Source organism: Glycomyces amatae, from assembly GCF_020991375.1.
GTDB classification, from domain to species: Bacteria; Actinomycetota; Actinomycetes; order Mycobacteriales; family Micromonosporaceae; genus Glycomyces; species Glycomyces amatae.
Map to the genome: position 1 here is coordinate 288,990 of NZ_JAJLQZ010000002.1, position 15,766 is coordinate 304,755.

Here is a 15,766-nt window from a genome sequence, read left to right on the forward strand (position 1 = left end):
TGGTTCTCCTCCTCGTTCCAGATGCGGTGCCAGGTTCATCCCCGCGGGTGCGGGGCTTTCAACGACTACGTGCGGGCGTGCTCCCGGACGTGCGGTTCATCCCCGCGGGTGCGGGGCTTTCCGCCCGAGCTCGAGTGCTTCGCGGGCGGGCATCGGTTCATCCCCGCGGGTGCGGGGCTTTCACCACAACCGCCCCAAAAGGGTATCGCCCTCAAGGTTCATCCCCGCGGGTGCGGGGCTTTCCTGCACCACGGCACTCCCTACACGGTCAACGAGGGTTCATCCCCGCGGGTGCGGGGCTTTCAGTCGCTCGGAGGGAGCCCTGCCGGGTGGTCGTGGTTCATCCCCGCGGGTGCGGGGCTTTCCGCGGCAACCGACGCACCTCCGGCGGCAACGTCGGTTCATCCCCGCGGGTGCGGGGCTTTCCTGGGCGACCGCGTCGCGGAGGTTGTTGAGTGCGGTTCATCCCCGCGGGTGCGGGGCTTTCCCGCATCGTCCGCCAGCCGGTCGAGTGGTTCGGGGTTCATCCCCGCGGGTGCGGGGCTTTCGCCTGGACCCAGCGGGCCGGCAACGGCGAATGGGGTTCATCCCCGCGGGTGCGGGGCTTTCGTGCTCGACTCCCTCCACGGGTCCGCAATGGAGGGTTCATCCCCGCGGGTGCGGGGCTTTCACTTCTTGACCTGCATGTCTGTCACCTCGAAACCCTATTCTCTTTTTCTATCCACTTGAGACTGGCGAGTGTCAGGAGCCCCGCTCCGTAGGCCTTCGCGGAGCCCAAGCCGTGGATCAAGGCACGTCTTATGGACTTCTCGTCCTCCACCACCAGCCTGCCCGTGTAGGTCACCTTCCGAATCGTCACCATCGACTTGGCGCCGGGCTTGACCGAATCCCCCTTCTTGAAGCTCTTCACCTCCGTGTCCGACAACAACACATCAGGGACCGCTTGCGGCTCCTCATCCAGGAAGCCGCTGGGCAGCTCGATCTCGGCAACCCGGAAGCCTGCGCCCGGAGCCCGCCTGAGCAGCCAGTTCAGCTGCTCGCTTCGGCTCTTGATCGGTCGGCGAGTGCCCCTGGGCCGTTTTTCCTCGGCGCCCCCCGATTCCGAAGTCGGCCCCGCCGGGTGCGGCTCGCTGTAGGTCGGGCTCGCGGTCAGCTTGAACGCATATTCTTGCCAGGTCTCCAACATGCCCAGCATCGGCTCGTAGTCGCGGACCGCGAACCGCGCAAGCTCCTCCTCGCTGCCGCAGGCCTCCCACAAGGCACCCCATTCCGGCCGGGTCCGTTCCGTTACCGCGAAGAGCGCCAACCGGTTCCCCGGTTCGACATCGAGCCTCCACAGGAACCGTTCCGATCCGTCACCCTCCTTGATCGCCTCGAGGACCTCGTTCTTCATCTGCTGAGGGTTTCGCAGCAGCGCACGGGTTCTGGGCCGGGCCACGTCGAGCGGCAGTCTAGAAATAAACGGCATGAGGTCACTCCGTCCACCAAAGGGGGTCGTGCTCGGCGTCCACAGGGCTCGGACTCGCAAGCGGCGCCGTGGCCGGACTGCCCGCCACTTTGACCGGCAGCGAATCGCGCGTCACCACCCGCTCCCTCCAAGCCCGTTCAGTCGACGCGAAGCTCACCGGTACGTCTCGCACCACTTCCCCGCCCTCCTCGTCCTCCCACACGAACTCCAGCTCGATCTCGTCGCCTGCGGCTCGCTCGCTCCTCGTCCTCGGGGCCCAGGGTTCTTCTCGGAGGACCGCGACCAGCGATTCGCCCTCCCGGACGCCGAGCGAGATCCGCCCGGCGGGCGGGCACGAGCGTCGGCCCAGCGACAGCGGGAACCAGGGCCGCCGTACCGCCTCGTCCAGGCGGCCCAGGAATTCCCGCCCGCCTTCCAGCCCCACCAGGAACGAGGCGTCCTGGAGGTAGTAACGCCATGTCCGCACGGTCGTCATCGGAGCCTTCCCCGTCCGCAGCTGCTGGATCCCGGAGGCGTTGACCTCCGACTTCGGGAGGTTCTTGGGTTGCAGTCTCTTCGGCCCCGTCCACTCGTAGTTGGAAGCGGTGTGGAAGTCGCGCAGCAGCTTGCCGCGCCGGTCCACGCGCACACCCATCCTCAACTCGCGCAACGGTTCGAGGTCGGCTCCTCGCTCCAGACCGAGGGCCGCTCCCAGCAGGCCGATCACGCCGGACTTGGTCGGTGCCCGCCCGGTCATGCGGGTGTCGATGGCGGGACGATCGCCCCAGGATTGAAGCGGACCGGCGAGGCGCAGCAACAGGACACTGACGCTCATGCCGCCTCGCGCAACGCCGCAGCCGTGTACGCCTCGATCTCGTCCAGCAGCTCTGGAAGCGGAACGGAGTCGCCGAACGCCTCGGCCAACCGGCCACGGGTCTTGTCCCCCCTCGCGATGTAGGTCGCGAGGACTTTCGCGGCGGGACTACCCCAGCTGGCCTCGACGTCGTCGTGCTCGTCGGCGAGACGGACCATGGAAGCCGCCGCCCTGCCGTCGGTCTCCCAGACCGGTCGTTCGAAGGCGGTCACGAGGTTGACGGGGGCGTCGGTTCGGGCCGAGACCACGAGGAGGTGCGGGCGTGTGGTGTGGCCGAACGTGTTCTGATGGCCCGAGGGGATCGACAGGGCGAACGACCTGATGAAGTCCTTCGTGACCTTCGCGGTCGGATCCACAGAGGCCTCGGCTGCGCCGAGGTTGTCGAACAGCTGGTGGACCGCGATCGTGGCGAACCGGTAGTAGGTGGCGGCGTTGAACTCGACGGTGCCGAGCATCGTCGCGGGCCCGCCCTTGGAAAGACCTGAATCGAGTACGTCTCCGCTGCCGCCGGACCGGAAGTCGTCGACAGTGGTGAAGTAGTCGAACTCGACCTTCGTGTCATGGGTCGACAACGCATGCGCGACCTGCACCGACCCGTCCACGTTGAACTCGGTCCGATCGGCCACCATGCGCCCGAACAGCGCGATCTCGGGCGGGTAGGGGCGGCCGACGAGGAAGTCCCACAGTCCTTCGGTCTTCAAGGCCTCCGCCAGGGCCGCGGTCGCCGCGTCGGCGGCGTTGAGGAGTTCGGCGGAGGTGAGCTTCGCGTCAGCGCCGGCCTTGGGGTCCTTCGCCTCCTTCTTCAGCTTCTTGCGCTTGGTCTGGAGAAGCTCGCGCTCTTTCGCGTCACGGACGTCTCGCGCCGTCTCCGCCAGCACCGCCCATTGCGCCTGCAACACGGCCGCGACCTGCTCGACGCCGCTGCGTTGGAGGAAGAACGTGTAGGCGGTGCGTTCGCGGTTGGACGACTTCCACTTGTCGGTCAGGGTCGCGACCGCTCCTCGGGCCAGGACCGCAGCGGTCGCCGCGTGCTGTTCGTCCCCTTCGCGACCGGCGCACAGACGCTCGGTGATCGCCTCCTGGAGCCGTTCGGTCCGCATCGATCGGTCTTCGGGGGGCACTTCGGCGAGAAGGTGGCGGCGGGTCGCCCGCTTCCACGACTGCGAGGAGACCCGGGCCCGCCGCACCCCGCCGTAGAAGGCGTCCTTGGGGCTGCCGGAGTCGTCACGGTTGAGGTTGGAGGGCGGCATGGTCTGAAGTATGTGGAGGTCGAGGAAGAGTCGGTTCGTCACATCACGGCCTTTCAATGTTCGCGTGCGGGAGTCTCAGGGGGCCGCTTGTACTGGCGGCCCCAGTCGCGGCAGAGTCGGTCGCGGCGCGAGGGGTCGTCCCAGGCCCGTACCGCCGTGAAGACGCGGTCGTAGTCGAGGCCGATGCGGTGGTTCTTGAGCATCGCCACGAGGCGGCGGAGGTGGCCGACGAGTTCGGCCTGACTGGTGGAGCCCCCGATCCGGTTCATCAGTGCGTCCAGCCCCGGTTTGCCGACCGAGTCCTGCGCCGCGAGCCGGGCGGCGGCCCGGCCGATGTCCATCTCCGGCTGATGCATCCTCGCGCCAGTGGACTGCTGGTGGGTGCCGAAGAGCACCAAGGTCTCGTGTTCGGCGCGGAAGCGGCCGGTCGCATTGCCGCCCCTCGTCAGGTCCCAGGTGGTGTAGAAGTCCCACATCGCCGGGATGCCGCCGGGCTCGTGGCCGGCGCCGCGGCGGAGCGCGGCGGTCTTCGCCGGGGCCTCGAAGTCGTCGGGATCAAAGCGGTTCCAGAACCTGCGGGTGTCGTCGTCGCTCACGTGCTGATCCCTTCAGGGTGCTCCCATTGGAGGGGCAGATGTCTCTTGGCCGCGGCCCAGATCGCGATCTCGGCGCCGGCGGCGCTGTATTCGCGAGTGCCGCCCTCGTAGTCCACGGTTCGCCCGGCGACGGCACGGGGCCCTACCATCGCGAGCAGTTCTTCGAACACTTCCAGGGTGTGGTCCCGTAGGTCGCGTTCCCATTGCCAGAGTGCGCTGCGCACGGCTTGGTGGTCGCCGAGGCACGTTTGGAGCGCGCGGAGGAACCGGCGGGCGAGCGGATCGATCCGGTCGAGGAGGAGGTCGATCGGGTCGAGGCCCGTGGCATCGCGGCCGTTGTCACCGCGCCCGGCCGCCATGCGCAGATGACTCCAAGCCCGGCCGAGCGCTTCCGCCATGTCGTGGATCTGCGCGGCCGAGACGGCGATCGCGTTCCGCTCAGGCCAGTCGCGCTCGGTCATGAGCGCCGCTACCGGGACGGGGATGCGGTCATGGATGATGCCTTCGCATCGACCCGGCGGCGAGGTGTACTTCGCGCCGTACACGCTCACTTGCAGGGGGAAGTCATTGGGCAGATGTAGTTTCGCCAGTTCAGCCACAGTCTGGAGCTGCCTGGCGAGGCGTTCGATCCGGTCGTGGTCTTGGTTCTGGTTGCCCGGGACGGCAAGTCGGCGCGGGAGCGCGAGCAAAGATTGCAGCCCCCACCAGGTGCCGTGTTCGTAGGGGTGCCGTTTCGGTACGAACTTGACCTGCTCGTTCTCGCCTTTCCGGGCCCATACCGTGTGCGGCTCGTATTCGGGCACTGCCGTGTACTCGATGCCGGGGAACACGAGTGCCCCCACGACGCTTCGAGGCTCGTGCGCGTCATCGGGAACCAGGCGGATGCTGCGGGACAGCTGCGTGAACAGCCGCACGCGATGGCCTGGTTCCAGATCGGTCGTGACGCGCCGTTCATAGATGCGCGGTGGGAGCTCCCAGTGAGGCAGGTCGTCGGGTTCCAGTCCGCCGCCGAGGATCGGCAGGTTGAGCATGATCGTCTCGAAGAGGTTGCGGCCCTCGGGGATCACGACGCCGAGAGTGCCGAGGGGGCCGGCACCGACGCCGTCCTTCGGACTCGGTTTGGGGCCGCCGGTGTCCCAGCACAGGGTGTGCACCAGCCACAGTGCCGCCTCGCCGGGCGGCATGGTGTGGCCCTGGCCTTCGACCGTGGCGGTGAAGAGCGGAACGTTGTTGCCGGTGGCCGAGGTGGTCACGAGTTTCGCGAGGCCTTCGGCCCGGTCCTCGGCGGGCAGGCGGCCGACGCCGATCTGGGCGAACGGCCGCTCAGGGTCGAACAGGTCGAACCGGTCATGCCAGTCGTCGAGGTAGCGCTCGACATGTGCGGCGAGGCCGCTGCGCACCGGTCCGTCCTCGAAGCGGGAAGCCCAGTCGGATTCGTCGCCGGGCACGCCCGCCGCGCGCATGACCACGGGCAGGAACAGGTGCCGCAGGAGCGCCGGCACCATGGTCTCCAAGGGCAGGTCGAACCTGAGGACCCGGTCGGATCGGACCAGCGCCTCCCGCAGGGAGAGCTCGGTCCGGCCCCGGTGCCCCCCATCCTTGAGGACGACGGGAATCCATTTGGAATCGGACAGATTGAACAATCAGAACAGTCCTTAGGGGTTGAGGGGAGGAATCATCATATGCCTTCGGAAGCCGCTCCGCAGCCCGGGCGTCACGTTGCGTTACGGCCCGAACAGGCCTTTCAGTGTTCGAACCGGCCAGGCGCCGTGACCGCGGCCAGGCCTGCTCAGGAGGCGCGATTCGAGCTCATCGTCCAAACACCGGCCCGCGCAAGGTCGGGGAGTCCGCCGGGGGCCAGGGGCAGCCGTACCCACAGCGTCCATCCGGGTATCGCCGTCCACGGCGTAGACGGCGATGACCGCGGCCGGATCGTCGATGTCCAAGGGCGGCTCGGTAGGGCGGGCCCCGGTTCGGCCACGCGCATAGGCCGCCGCGAAGCGGCGGCGGTGCTCCTGCGGCAGGCCGGCGGCCCCCAGGATCACCGGCGCTCCCGCCGAGGCGAGCCACGTTAGCGCCTCCTCGAGACAGCGCAGCTCGCAGCCGCAGTGCTCGGCAGCATCGGTGATGACGACGGCTTTGGAGGCGAACCCTGCGAACTGGATCGTCACTACCGAACGCTGGGCCTCCTTGTCGCGCTTGTCGCGGTGGCCCTCCTGCCATTTCGCGAGAGGAAATCGCACCGACTCCCACAACTGCCTGTTGACGTCGACCGTCACGGGCAGCAGCGTCCGCCGATCGGCGGTCTCGTAGAACCAGGCGCCGTCGAGCGCGGCCTGCACCCGGTAGGAAGCCAACGGTGCCATCGAACCGTCGAGCCCTGAAGCGGCCGTCTCCCCGTCGATCGCGGTCGACCAGCGCAACCGAGACGGCTCGTTGGGGACGCCGACGTGGAACCCGCTGAGCCCCAGACGGTCGATCAGGAACCGCATCGCATCCCACAGGGAACCGGCGGTGAGCTCGGCGTCCACCAAGAACAAGGCGGGCTCGTCCCGCGCTCCCACCGCAACGGCCAAGGCGTCCGGTTCGGCGGCCGACCCAGGTCGCGGCTTCAGACTCCTCCCCCACAGGGCCGAGAAGCGGTCGGTGCCGTTGAGGTGCCAGATCCGCTCGACGGCGTCGGCATTCGCTTCGAGCGTCAGGTCGTCGATACGAAGCGAGAGTTCGAGATTGCGGTCGCGAAGCCGCGGATCCCTACCGATGAGATTCGGCACGAGCAGGCTGCTGGAGATCTTGTCGGCCACGGTCATGTATCCGGCCAGTGCGTACTGTTCCCCTATCGAGGGCCGCCCCCGCGGCATGGCGTCGAGTGCCGAGTCGAACCCGGTCAGCCGGGCCATGATCTCCGGGACGGCGCGCTGGTAGGCGCCCCAATCATCGGGCGTGCCGATGCTTCCGGGACTGAGAGCGATGTCGCGGGCGGGCGAGGAGAACACGCCGTGATGGCCTTCGAGCAGGTAGATCAGCCAGTCGGCGTCACGCAGCGACGGATCGCCCGAACCGCGGATGTACTGACTGAACAGGAACCTGGTGAGCACCTCATGCGGGACGTCCTTCCTGCCGCGTGGGGCTGCCGGATCGTCATGAAGGCCTTGGGCGTCGAGGCTGGAGGCGGCCATGCGGCCGACCTCGCCACGGTTGAACGCCACGGTGGCCTTGCCCCAGTCGTGCATGCCGCAGATCCACATGAAGCACTGCCTCCCACGGCCGGCGCTGACGCGATCGAGGGCGTCGCGGAGGCCGCGAGGCAGATACTGGTCCCACAGCAGCGCCCCGGCCTGGGCGGTGTCGATGAGGTGGACGATCAGCGGGTACGGGTGCTGCTCACCGCTCCGTTCGACCTGGAACGTCTTGCCCAGTACCGCCTGCAGACGCGCGAGGAGCAGTCCGCGCTCGGCTTCGTCGGTGATCGCCTCCACGACCTCCATGAGGCTCATGTCGCCGGGGAATGAGGGGCTCGTCGCGGTATCGCTCATCTGCACATTGGACCCTGCGGGCGACGGCCGCGCAACCGCCCCGAAGGCCCCAGGCACGCCGGGATACCCAGCGGTAACAGTGGGTTATTCACGGGTGGATCGGTGACGAAGCGGGGTGGTTGGGAGCGCTCGATTCCTAGAGCATGAGTGGCGTCAGTGGCGACGAGGCGACAGGGAGTGCCGGTGGGAGATCGATACGAGGCGTTCTGCATGGCCGATCCGTCGTTCTACGACGCCATGCACTCCGAGGCCACCGCCGGGGCCTCGTTCGCCGTCGCCGGGCGGGCGCTGCCCGAGGGGTGGCGGTGCACGGAGAAGGACGACTGGCTGACCGTCCGGCGCGACGGCGCCGCGCTGCCGGCGCAGGGCTGGAAGATCCACGCCTCGGCCACGATGGACGGCGCCGAGGCGGTGCTGGCGGCGGTGTGGGAGTACTGCGTGCCGCGCGGGATCCAGTTCAAGTTCCTGCGCTCGCCCTCGGCGCTGCGGGCGCGGGTGTCGAAGTACGCGCCGCGCGGGTTCTCGGGCAAGCTCGTCACGGTCTACCCCGGCGACGACGCCGAATGCGAGAAGATCCTCACCGAGCTGGGCGCCGAGCTGGAGGGCGTGCCGGGCCCGTACATCCTCTCCGACCTGCGCTGGGGCGAGGGCCCGCTCCATGTGCGCTACGGGGCCTTCGCGAACCGCTTCACGACCGACGCGAGCGGCACGGTCGTGCCGGCGCTCGAGGACGGGGACGGCAGGCTCGTGGCCGACCGGCGCGACCCGGTGTTCCGCGTCCCCGACTGGGTCGAACTCCCCGAGTTCCTCGCCCCGCACCTCAAGGCGCGCAACGCGGTCACGGTCGCCGACATCCCCTACGAGATCGAACGGGTCCTGCACTTCTCCAACGGCGGCGGGATCTACCTGGCCCGCCACCGGGACGGGCGGCGGGTCGTGCTGAAGGAGGGCCGCCCGCACGCCGGGCTCGACGCCTGGGGCGAGGACGCGGTGCGGCGGGTCGAGCGCGAGCACGAGGTGCTGTCGCAGCTGGCCGGGATCGCGGGGATTCCTGAGGTGTACGACCTGTTCTGGCTGGGCGAGCACCGGTTCCTGGCGATGGAGTACATCGAGGGCGAGGTGCTGTCCAAGGCCGTCGTCACCCGCTACCCGCTCATCGACGCGACCGCCGGGCCCGAGGCGTACGCGGCGTTCACCGACTGGGCCACGGGCGTCTACGAGCGCCTGGCCGCGATCGTGGCGGCCGTGCACGAGCGCGGCGTCGCCTACGGGGACCTGCACCTGTTCAACGTGATCGTCGGGCCCGACGGGTCGCCGTGCCTGCTCGACTTCGAGGTGGCCGGGCCGCTCGGGGCCGAGCGGCGGGCGGGCCTGGGGAACCAGGGCTTCGCCGCGCCCCGGTCGGTGGCCGGCGCCGAGGCCGACCGGTACTCGCTGGCGTGCATGAAGCTCGCCCTGTTCCTGCCGATGACGAACCTGCTCGGCCTGCACCGCCTCAAGGCCCGGCACTTCGCGCAGATCATCACCGCGCGCTTCCCGGTGCCCGAGGGGTGGCTGGACGACGCGCTGGAGCGGATCGCGCCCGCCGCGTTCGACTACGAGGCGCCGGTGACCGCACCGGAGGCCGAGGCGTGGCCGCCGCTGCGGAGCGCGATCGCCGCCGCGATCCTCGCGAGCGCGACCCCCGAACGCGAGGACCGGCTCTTCCCCGGGGACGTCCAGCAGTTCGAGTCGGGCGCGCTGGGGCTGGCCTACGGCGCGGCCGGAGTGCTCCACGCGCTGGAGGCGACCGGGGCCGGGCGGTTCGAGGCCGGCGAGGAGTGGCTGCTGGCGCGGTCGCTCGCCCCGGCGGCCGGTTCGCGGCTGGGGCTCTACGACGGCCTGCACGGTGCGGCGTTCGCGCTGGACCGGCTCGGGTACGGGCAGGCGGCGCTGGACGTGGCGGGCATGGTGCTCGGCGAGGACTGGGAGTCGCTGGGCGGGGACCTGTTCGGCGGACTCGCCGGGATCGGCCTGCACCTGCTCCACTTGGGGCGCTCGCACGGGGAGTCGGCGCTGACCGAGTCCGGATTGCGGTGCGCCGAGCTCGTGGCCGAGCGGCTCGGCGCCGAGACCGGCGCTGCGAAGACCAGCGGGGGGCGCGAGCCCCTCGCCGGGCTGATGCGCGGCGGCGCGGGCCGGGCGCTGCTGCTGACGGCGGCCTTCGACGCGACCCACGAGACCGGTTTCCTGGACGCGGCGGCCGCGGCGCTGCGGGCCGACCTGCGGCGGACCGTGGTGCGCGACAACGGTTCGGTCGAGGTCGACGAGGGCTGGCGGACCATGCCCTACCTGGACGCCGGGAGCGTCGGCGTCGGCCTGGCCCTCGACCGGTTCCTGGCCTACCGGTCCGATGAGGACCTGGCCGCCGCGGCCGAGGGCCTCGCCCTGGCGGCGCATTCGCCGATGTACATCCTGCCGGGCCTGTTCACCGGCCGCGCGGGCATCCTCCTCTACCTGGCGCAGCGCTCGGCCGAACCGCTCGCCGACCCGCTGGTGCGCCGCCAGGTCGAGGCCCTGTCCTGGCACGCCCTGCCGTACGGGGAGGGCATGGCCTTCCCCGGGACCGGGCTGCTGCGCCTGTCGATGGATCTCGCCACGGGCGGCGCGGGCGTCCTGCTGGCGCTCGGCGCGGCCATGCACGAGACGCCCGCCGGGCTGCCGCTCATGCCCGAACGGGCCCCGAAGACCCCCGCGCATCCGGTGCGGGTGAACGAAATTCCCCAGTGAACCACGACGAAAGGAAGACGACATGGCTCTCCTCGACCTCCAGGGCATGGAAGGCAAGGACGAAGTCGCGACCGCCGGGAGCAGCGCCAGCGGGCACTCCTGCCCCAGCAACCTGAGCGCGACCCTCTGCGGCGGCACCAGCGGCCTGAGCATCCTGCTCTGCCACTAGGGAGACCGGCGGGTCGGCCCGCCGCCTGAACCAGGCGCCGCTGCGCGGCGGCGGGCCCGGGGCCCGTCGCCGCCGGCCGGACCGGTCGCCGCCGTGCGGGGCCGGTCGGGGGGACGCTCGCGGCGTTGGAGGCCTCCTCGATGCCGGACACGGTGTCGGGGAGGCCTCATGCGGTCTCGGCCCTGTTGGCGAAATTCATGGGTCGGTATCCGGTCCGCCCTCGCGTCGGCCCGCCGCCTGGAGTTCGCCGGCACCCCGGCCGCCCACTCGCGCCTCGGGACCCACCGGTGTCCGGGGCCCGTCCGTGAAGGGAGCCGCCGATGGCGACCACCGAAACCGCACCGGTCGAAGCGGGCCTGACGTTCGGCGCCGTCGTGCGCCGCTCGCGCGGGCGCCTGCCGCTCATCGGGGCGTCGGCGCTGCTCGGGTCCGCGAGCATGCTCGCGCTGCCCCTGGCCATGGCGGGGGCGGTGGACGCGATCGTCGCCGGGCGCGGGGCCGCCCTCCCGGTCGCGGTCGCGGCGGGGCTGATCCTGCTGGGCGTGGCCTGCGACCTGGTCGACGCGTTCGCCGGGGCCGCGTGCGCGGCCGATGCGGCCGCGTGGCTGCGCACCGGTCTGGTGCGCCGCGTCCTGGGCGCGCCGCACCGGGCGGGCCGCTTCGATGCCGGGGACCTGGTCGCGCGGCTCTCGGCGGGGGCGGCGGACGCCGCGCACGCGGGACCGGCCGCCGTCGCGCTCGTGGCCGCGGCCTTGCCGCCGTTGGGGAGCCTGGCGCTCCTGGCGTGGCTGGACTGGCCGCTGGCCCTGGCGTTCCTGGCGGGCCTGGCGCTGGTCGGGGCCGTGCTGCGGCTGTTCGCGAAGGAGACGGCGGCGGCCGCGCTGGACTACCAGGCGGCGCAGGGGCGCATGGCGGCCCGGCTGTCCGAGGCCCTCGCGGGCGGGCGCACGATCGCGGCGGCCGGCACGAAGGGCGCGGAGGCCCGCCGGATCCTGCGGGAGCTGCCGGTGCTGGCCGAGCACGGGCGCGCCGCCTGGCGGGCGCTGTCGGCGGCCGGCGCCCGCGCGGCGGTCGCGGGCCCGCTCGCGACGATCGGGGTGCTGGCGGCCGCCGGGTTCGCGTTGAGCCTGGGCCGCATCAGCACCGGTGAGCTGCTCGCGGCGGGCCAGTACGCGATGATGGGCGCCGGGCTCGGCTCGCTGACCGGCGTGGTCGCCGGGGCGGCGCGGGCGCGCGCCGCCGTCGCGCGGCTCGCGGAGGTGCACGCCATGGCGCCCGTGGCCTTCGGCGAGCGGCGGCTGCCCGAAGGGGGCGGCCGGTTGGAGCTGCGGTCGGTCACCGTGGAGGGGGACGCGGGCCCGCTGCTGGAGGAGGTGTCGTTCGCGGTGCCGGGCGGGGCGCTCGCGGCCGTCGTCGGCGCCTCGGGGTCGGGCAAGTCGGTGCTGGCGCAGGTCGCGGCGAGGCTGCGGGACCCCGATGAGGGGGCGGTCCTGCTCGACGGGGTGCCGCTGCCCGAGCTGTCGCGGGGGGCGCTGCGGCGGGCGGTGGGGCATGCGAGCGGCCGTCCGGCACTGGCGGGGGCGACGCTGACCGAGGCGATGGGCCCGGGCCGGAGCCGGGCCGAGGTGGCGGCGGCGGCCGAGGCGGTGGGCGCGCACGCGTTCGCGGTGCGGCTCCCGGAGGGGTACGACACGCCGCTGGGGGCGGTGCCGATGTCGGGCGGGGAGGCGCAGCGGATCGGGCTCGCGAGGGCCTGGCCGGCCGAGCGGCTGCTGGTGCTCGACGACGCGACGGGGAGTCTGGACGCGGTCAGCGAGCAGCTGATCGAGGAGGCCCTGGCGGCGAGGGGGCGGACGAGGCTGGTGGTGACCCACCAGGTGTCGGCGGCGGGCCGGGCCGACCTGGTGGTGTGGCTGGACGGGGGCAGGGTGCGGAGCGTCGGCGCGCACGAGGTGCTGTGGACCGATCCGGACTACCGGGCGGTGTTCGCCTCATGAGCACCGTGGGCGGTGTCGGGGACGGTGGCGAGCGCGGTGAGGCGGACCTCCCACCCTGGGTGGGTAAGCAAGGATGCCGCACCACCGTTCCACCCGCGACCGACAAGAACCCGCTTGCCTCGCGGCCGGGGTGGCGGGAAACACGCGGTCACGGCGAGGCCCGGCCCGGTTCATCTCTTCACCAACGCCACCGCAGCGCACACGGCACCGCTCGACAACAGCCGTTCACGCGGCGGCTCGACCGCTCATTCGCGGCGCGGCTTGACTGTGCGTCCGCAACGCCGCTCAACCACCCAGTGGCGCACCATCGGCCGCTGCGGCCCGAAAGCGAGGTGCTCCCCCGTTGAGACGTGAACTCCGCTATGCCGCATCGGGACTGCGGCCCCGGGCCGTGGCCCGGCTGCTGGCCTGGTCGGTTCCCGAGACACTGCCCACCGCCGTCTTCGGGCTCCTGGTGGCCCGGGCCGTCGACGACGGCTTCCTGGCCGGACGGCCCTGGACCGGCGCCGCGTGGCTCGCCGGGCTGCTCCTGGCCGCCGTGGTCGGCGCGCTCGGGTCCCGCCAGGTCTACGCCGGGCTCGGCGCGGTGGTCGAGCCGTTCCGCGACCGCCTCGTGCGGCGCGTCATCGGCCGCGCCCTCACCGGCGCGGTCGCCGGGCGGCCCGAGTCCGGGGCGCTGTCGCTGCTGACCCGCCAGGTCGAGATCGCCCGCGACGCCTACGCGGGCGCGGTCCTGTCGATCCGGGGCTGCCTGGTCGCCTCCATCGGCGTCACGATCGGCCTCCTCACCCTCGACTGGCGCCTCGCCCTCCTCGTCCTGCCCCTGTTCGCCTTGGGGCTCTTGGCGTTCGCGTCGACGCTCGGCTACGCGGCCGACCGCCAGCGCCAAGCCGCCGCGGCCGACGCCGCGCTCACCGACCGGGCCGGGGAGGTCGTCCGGGCCGCCGGGGACCTCGCCGCCTGCGGCGGCGAAGCGCACGGCGCGGCGCTCGTGGCGGCCCCGATCAGCGCGCAGGCCGCAGCGGAGCGGGCGCTGGCGCGGGCCGCGGCGCTGCGGTCGCTGTGCTTCGCGGTCGGCGGCTGGCTGCCGCTGCTCGCGATCCTGGCCGCCGCGCCCGCGCTGGTCGACGGCGGCGTGACCGCCGGTGCGATCACCGGCGCGCTGTTCTACGTCCTCACCGGACTCCAGCCGGCGCTCACCGCGCTGGTCTCCGGGCTCGGCGGCAGCGGCCTGCGCCTGTACGTCGCGCTGAGCCGCATCCTGGACCAGGACGAAGCGGCGCCTCAGACAGGACGTTCCGGGCCCGGTCCGACGGCACCGGCGCGGCCGAGGCGTTCACCGAAGCCCTCGCAGGGGCCGGCGCCCGCAGTGCGCCCACCTGCCGCACCTCAAGCGGCGGCCCCGGGGCCTGCGATGGCGCATCCCGAGTCCGGACCGGCAGCGGTACCAGCGCCCCCGGAGCGATCGCCGAAGCCCCCGCAGGGTCCCGCGCTCGCAGTGCGTCCACCTGCCGCTTCGCAGACAGCGAACCCGAGACCGGCTCCCGCCGCCGAGACCGCGGCGCCGGGGCTCACGGCGGTTCCCGGACCGGGGCTCCCGGACCGACCGGCCTTCGCAGCCGGTCCGGCACTGCCACCCGCCGTTCCGCCGGCGCCGCTGCTGTCGGCGCGCGGCCTGACCTTCGCCTACGGTCCCCACGCCGCGCCCGCGGTCCAGGATCTGGACATGGCCGTCGAGCCCGGCGACCACCTGGCCGTCATCGGCCCCAGCGGGGTCGGCAAGTCCACGCTGGCCGCACTGCTGTGCGGGACCCTGCGCCCCGACGCGGGAACGGTCGCCTACGGCGGGGCCGACGCCGCCCGCCTCTCGGCCCGGGACCTCGCGCGGCGGCGGGTGCTCATCCCTCAGGAGTCCTATGTGTTCACCGGCAGTGTCCGCGCGAACCTCGCGTACCTGCGCCCCGGGGCCGACGACGCGGCGGTCCTCGCGTCGGCGGCGGCGGTCGGCGCCGCCGGGCTCGTCGAGCGGCTCGGCGGGCTCGACGCCGAGGCGGCGCCCGGGCGGCTCTCGGCCGGGGAGCGCCAGCTCCTGGCGCTCGCCCGCGCGCACCTGTCCCCCGCGCCGATCGCGATCCTCGACGAGGCCGCCTCGCATCTCGACCCGGCCGCCGAGCGGTGCGCCGAGGCCGCGTTCCGCGCCCGCGGCACGCTCGTCGTGATCGCGCACCGGCCCGGCTCGGCCCTGCGCGCCGATCGGATCATGGTCCTGGACGGGCACGGCGCGGTCGTCGGCGACCGCGACCGCCTGCGGGAGGAGTCGGCGCTGTTCCGGGAGTTCCTCGCTCGCTGGGGGGACGCCGCTCAGATCCAGCCGGCCTCCTGAGCGATGCGGATCGCGTCGATGCGGCTGCGCGCCCCGGCCTTGTGGATCGCGTTCGACAGGTAGTTGCGCACCGTCCCGACCCCGAGGTAGAGCTTGTCGGCGATCTCGCGGGTGGTCGCGCCGGTGACGACGAGGCCGAGGACCTCCTGCTCGCGCGGGGTCAGCGGGTTGGCCTTGGCCTTGAGGGCGGCGAGCCCGACCCGGGCGTCGAGGACGGCCTCGCCGCGGGCGAGGCGGTGGATCGCCTCCACGAGGCCCTCGAAGGTCGTGTCGGTGGTCGTGACGCCGACGCGCGGCGCCAGCCGGGCCAGCTCGGAAAGCGGGCAGGCCGGGCGGGCCGGGTCGACGAGCAGCAGCACCCCCGTCTCCGGCAGCGCGGCGCACAGCGCCGCCATGCTCTCGGGGGGCAGTAAGGCGCCCTCGTGGACGAGGAGGTCCGGCCGCGTCCGGTGGACGGCGGCGATCACGTCCTCGTCGCGGTCGAGGTCGGCGACCACCGTGATGCCATGGGCCCTGTCGAGGCCGCACGCGAGCGCGGTCCGCCAGAGGCACTGGTCGTGTTTGAGGAGAACCCGGATCATCGGTACCCATCCGCTTGCGGTGCACGGTCATCCGGCGAAGCCCCCACCGCTTCGCCCCGTATTCGGTTCGTCCCCCCTACCGCATCGAGGGTACCGGTCCCAAAGGAGACTAAACACTGAGGAATGAGTCTGATCACCGACAAATCGACACCCGGTGATCTTTC

The 15,766-nt window shown here is 72.1% G+C and carries 11 protein-coding genes and 1 CRISPR repeat array (1 of these 12 running past the window's edge); of the genes, 4 read left to right on the top strand and 7 right to left on the bottom strand.

What is annotated here, in order from left to right:
• Window positions 1–670: a CRISPR direct-repeat array (repeat unit 28 nt; unit sequence GGTTCATCCCCGCGGGTGCGGGGCTTTC) (it extends 700 nt beyond the left edge of the window).
• Window positions 671–691: 21 nt separating this feature from the next.
• The 6 genes from LO763_RS04255 to LO763_RS04280 form a co-directional block, all read right to left on the bottom strand.
• Window positions 692–1,468: a type I-E CRISPR-associated protein Cas6/Cse3/CasE gene (locus LO763_RS04255; RefSeq protein ID WP_230600702.1), complete on the bottom strand. Its 777-nt coding sequence runs from the start codon at window positions 1,466–1,468 to the stop codon at window positions 692–694.
• 4 nt (window positions 1,469–1,472) lie between these two features.
• Window positions 1,473–2,282, bottom strand: a complete 810-nt coding sequence (gene cas5e / locus LO763_RS04260) for a type I-E CRISPR-associated protein Cas5/CasD (RefSeq protein ID WP_230600703.1) — start codon at window positions 2,280–2,282, stop codon at window positions 1,473–1,475.
• Complete coding sequence (locus LO763_RS04265) at window positions 2,279–3,613, bottom strand: type I-E CRISPR-associated protein Cas7/Cse4/CasC (protein ID WP_230600704.1); 1,335 nt, start codon at window positions 3,611–3,613, stop codon at window positions 2,279–2,281. The genes cas5e and LO763_RS04265 overlap by 4 nt, the downstream gene beginning before the upstream one ends.
• 11 nt (window positions 3,614–3,624) lie before the next feature.
• Window positions 3,625–4,167 (bottom strand): type I-E CRISPR-associated protein Cse2/CasB, encoded by a 543-nt coding sequence (casB, locus tag LO763_RS04270; protein WP_230600705.1) that lies wholly within the window; start codon window positions 4,165–4,167, stop codon window positions 3,625–3,627.
• Window positions 4,164–5,810 carry a type I-E CRISPR-associated protein Cse1/CasA gene (casA, locus tag LO763_RS04275; RefSeq protein ID WP_230600706.1) on the bottom strand — a complete coding sequence of 549 codons (1,647 nt, stop codon included), beginning with the start codon at window positions 5,808–5,810 and terminating at the stop codon, window positions 4,164–4,166. The genes casB and casA overlap by 4 nt, the downstream gene beginning before the upstream one ends.
• 81 nt (window positions 5,811–5,891) lie before the next feature.
• Complete coding sequence (locus LO763_RS04280) at window positions 5,892–7,703, bottom strand: HD domain-containing protein (protein ID WP_230600707.1); 1,812 nt, start codon at window positions 7,701–7,703, stop codon at window positions 5,892–5,894.
• Window positions 7,704–7,886: 183 nt separating this feature from the next.
• Here LO763_RS04280 and lanKC point away from each other — a divergent pair, with 183 nt between their 5' ends.
• From lanKC to LO763_RS04300, 4 genes are all read left to right on the top strand, one after another.
• On the top strand, window positions 7,887–10,472 hold the full coding sequence (gene lanKC, locus LO763_RS04285; protein ID WP_230600708.1) for a class III lanthionine synthetase LanKC: 2,586 nt from the start codon (window positions 7,887–7,889) through the stop codon (window positions 10,470–10,472).
• Between the two features lie 22 nt (window positions 10,473–10,494).
• Window positions 10,495–10,641, top strand: coding sequence for a SapB/AmfS family lanthipeptide (locus tag LO763_RS04290; protein WP_230600709.1), 147 nt, complete (start codon window positions 10,495–10,497; stop codon window positions 10,639–10,641).
• A gap of 320 nt (window positions 10,642–10,961) precedes the next feature.
• Window positions 10,962–12,638: an ATP-binding cassette domain-containing protein gene (locus LO763_RS04295; protein WP_230600710.1), complete on the top strand. Its 1,677-nt coding sequence runs from the start codon at window positions 10,962–10,964 to the stop codon at window positions 12,636–12,638.
• Window positions 12,639–12,981: 343 nt separating this feature from the next.
• Window positions 12,982–15,021 (top strand): ABC transporter ATP-binding protein, encoded by a 2,040-nt coding sequence (locus tag LO763_RS04300; RefSeq protein WP_230600711.1) that lies wholly within the window; start codon window positions 12,982–12,984, stop codon window positions 15,019–15,021.
• Here the strand turns inward: LO763_RS04300 and LO763_RS04305 are convergent.
• Complete coding sequence (locus LO763_RS04305) at window positions 15,000–15,602, bottom strand: response regulator transcription factor (protein ID WP_230600712.1); 603 nt, start codon at window positions 15,600–15,602, stop codon at window positions 15,000–15,002. The genes LO763_RS04300 and LO763_RS04305 overlap by 22 nt on opposite strands.
• Between the last annotated feature and the right edge of the window lie 164 nt (window positions 15,603–15,766).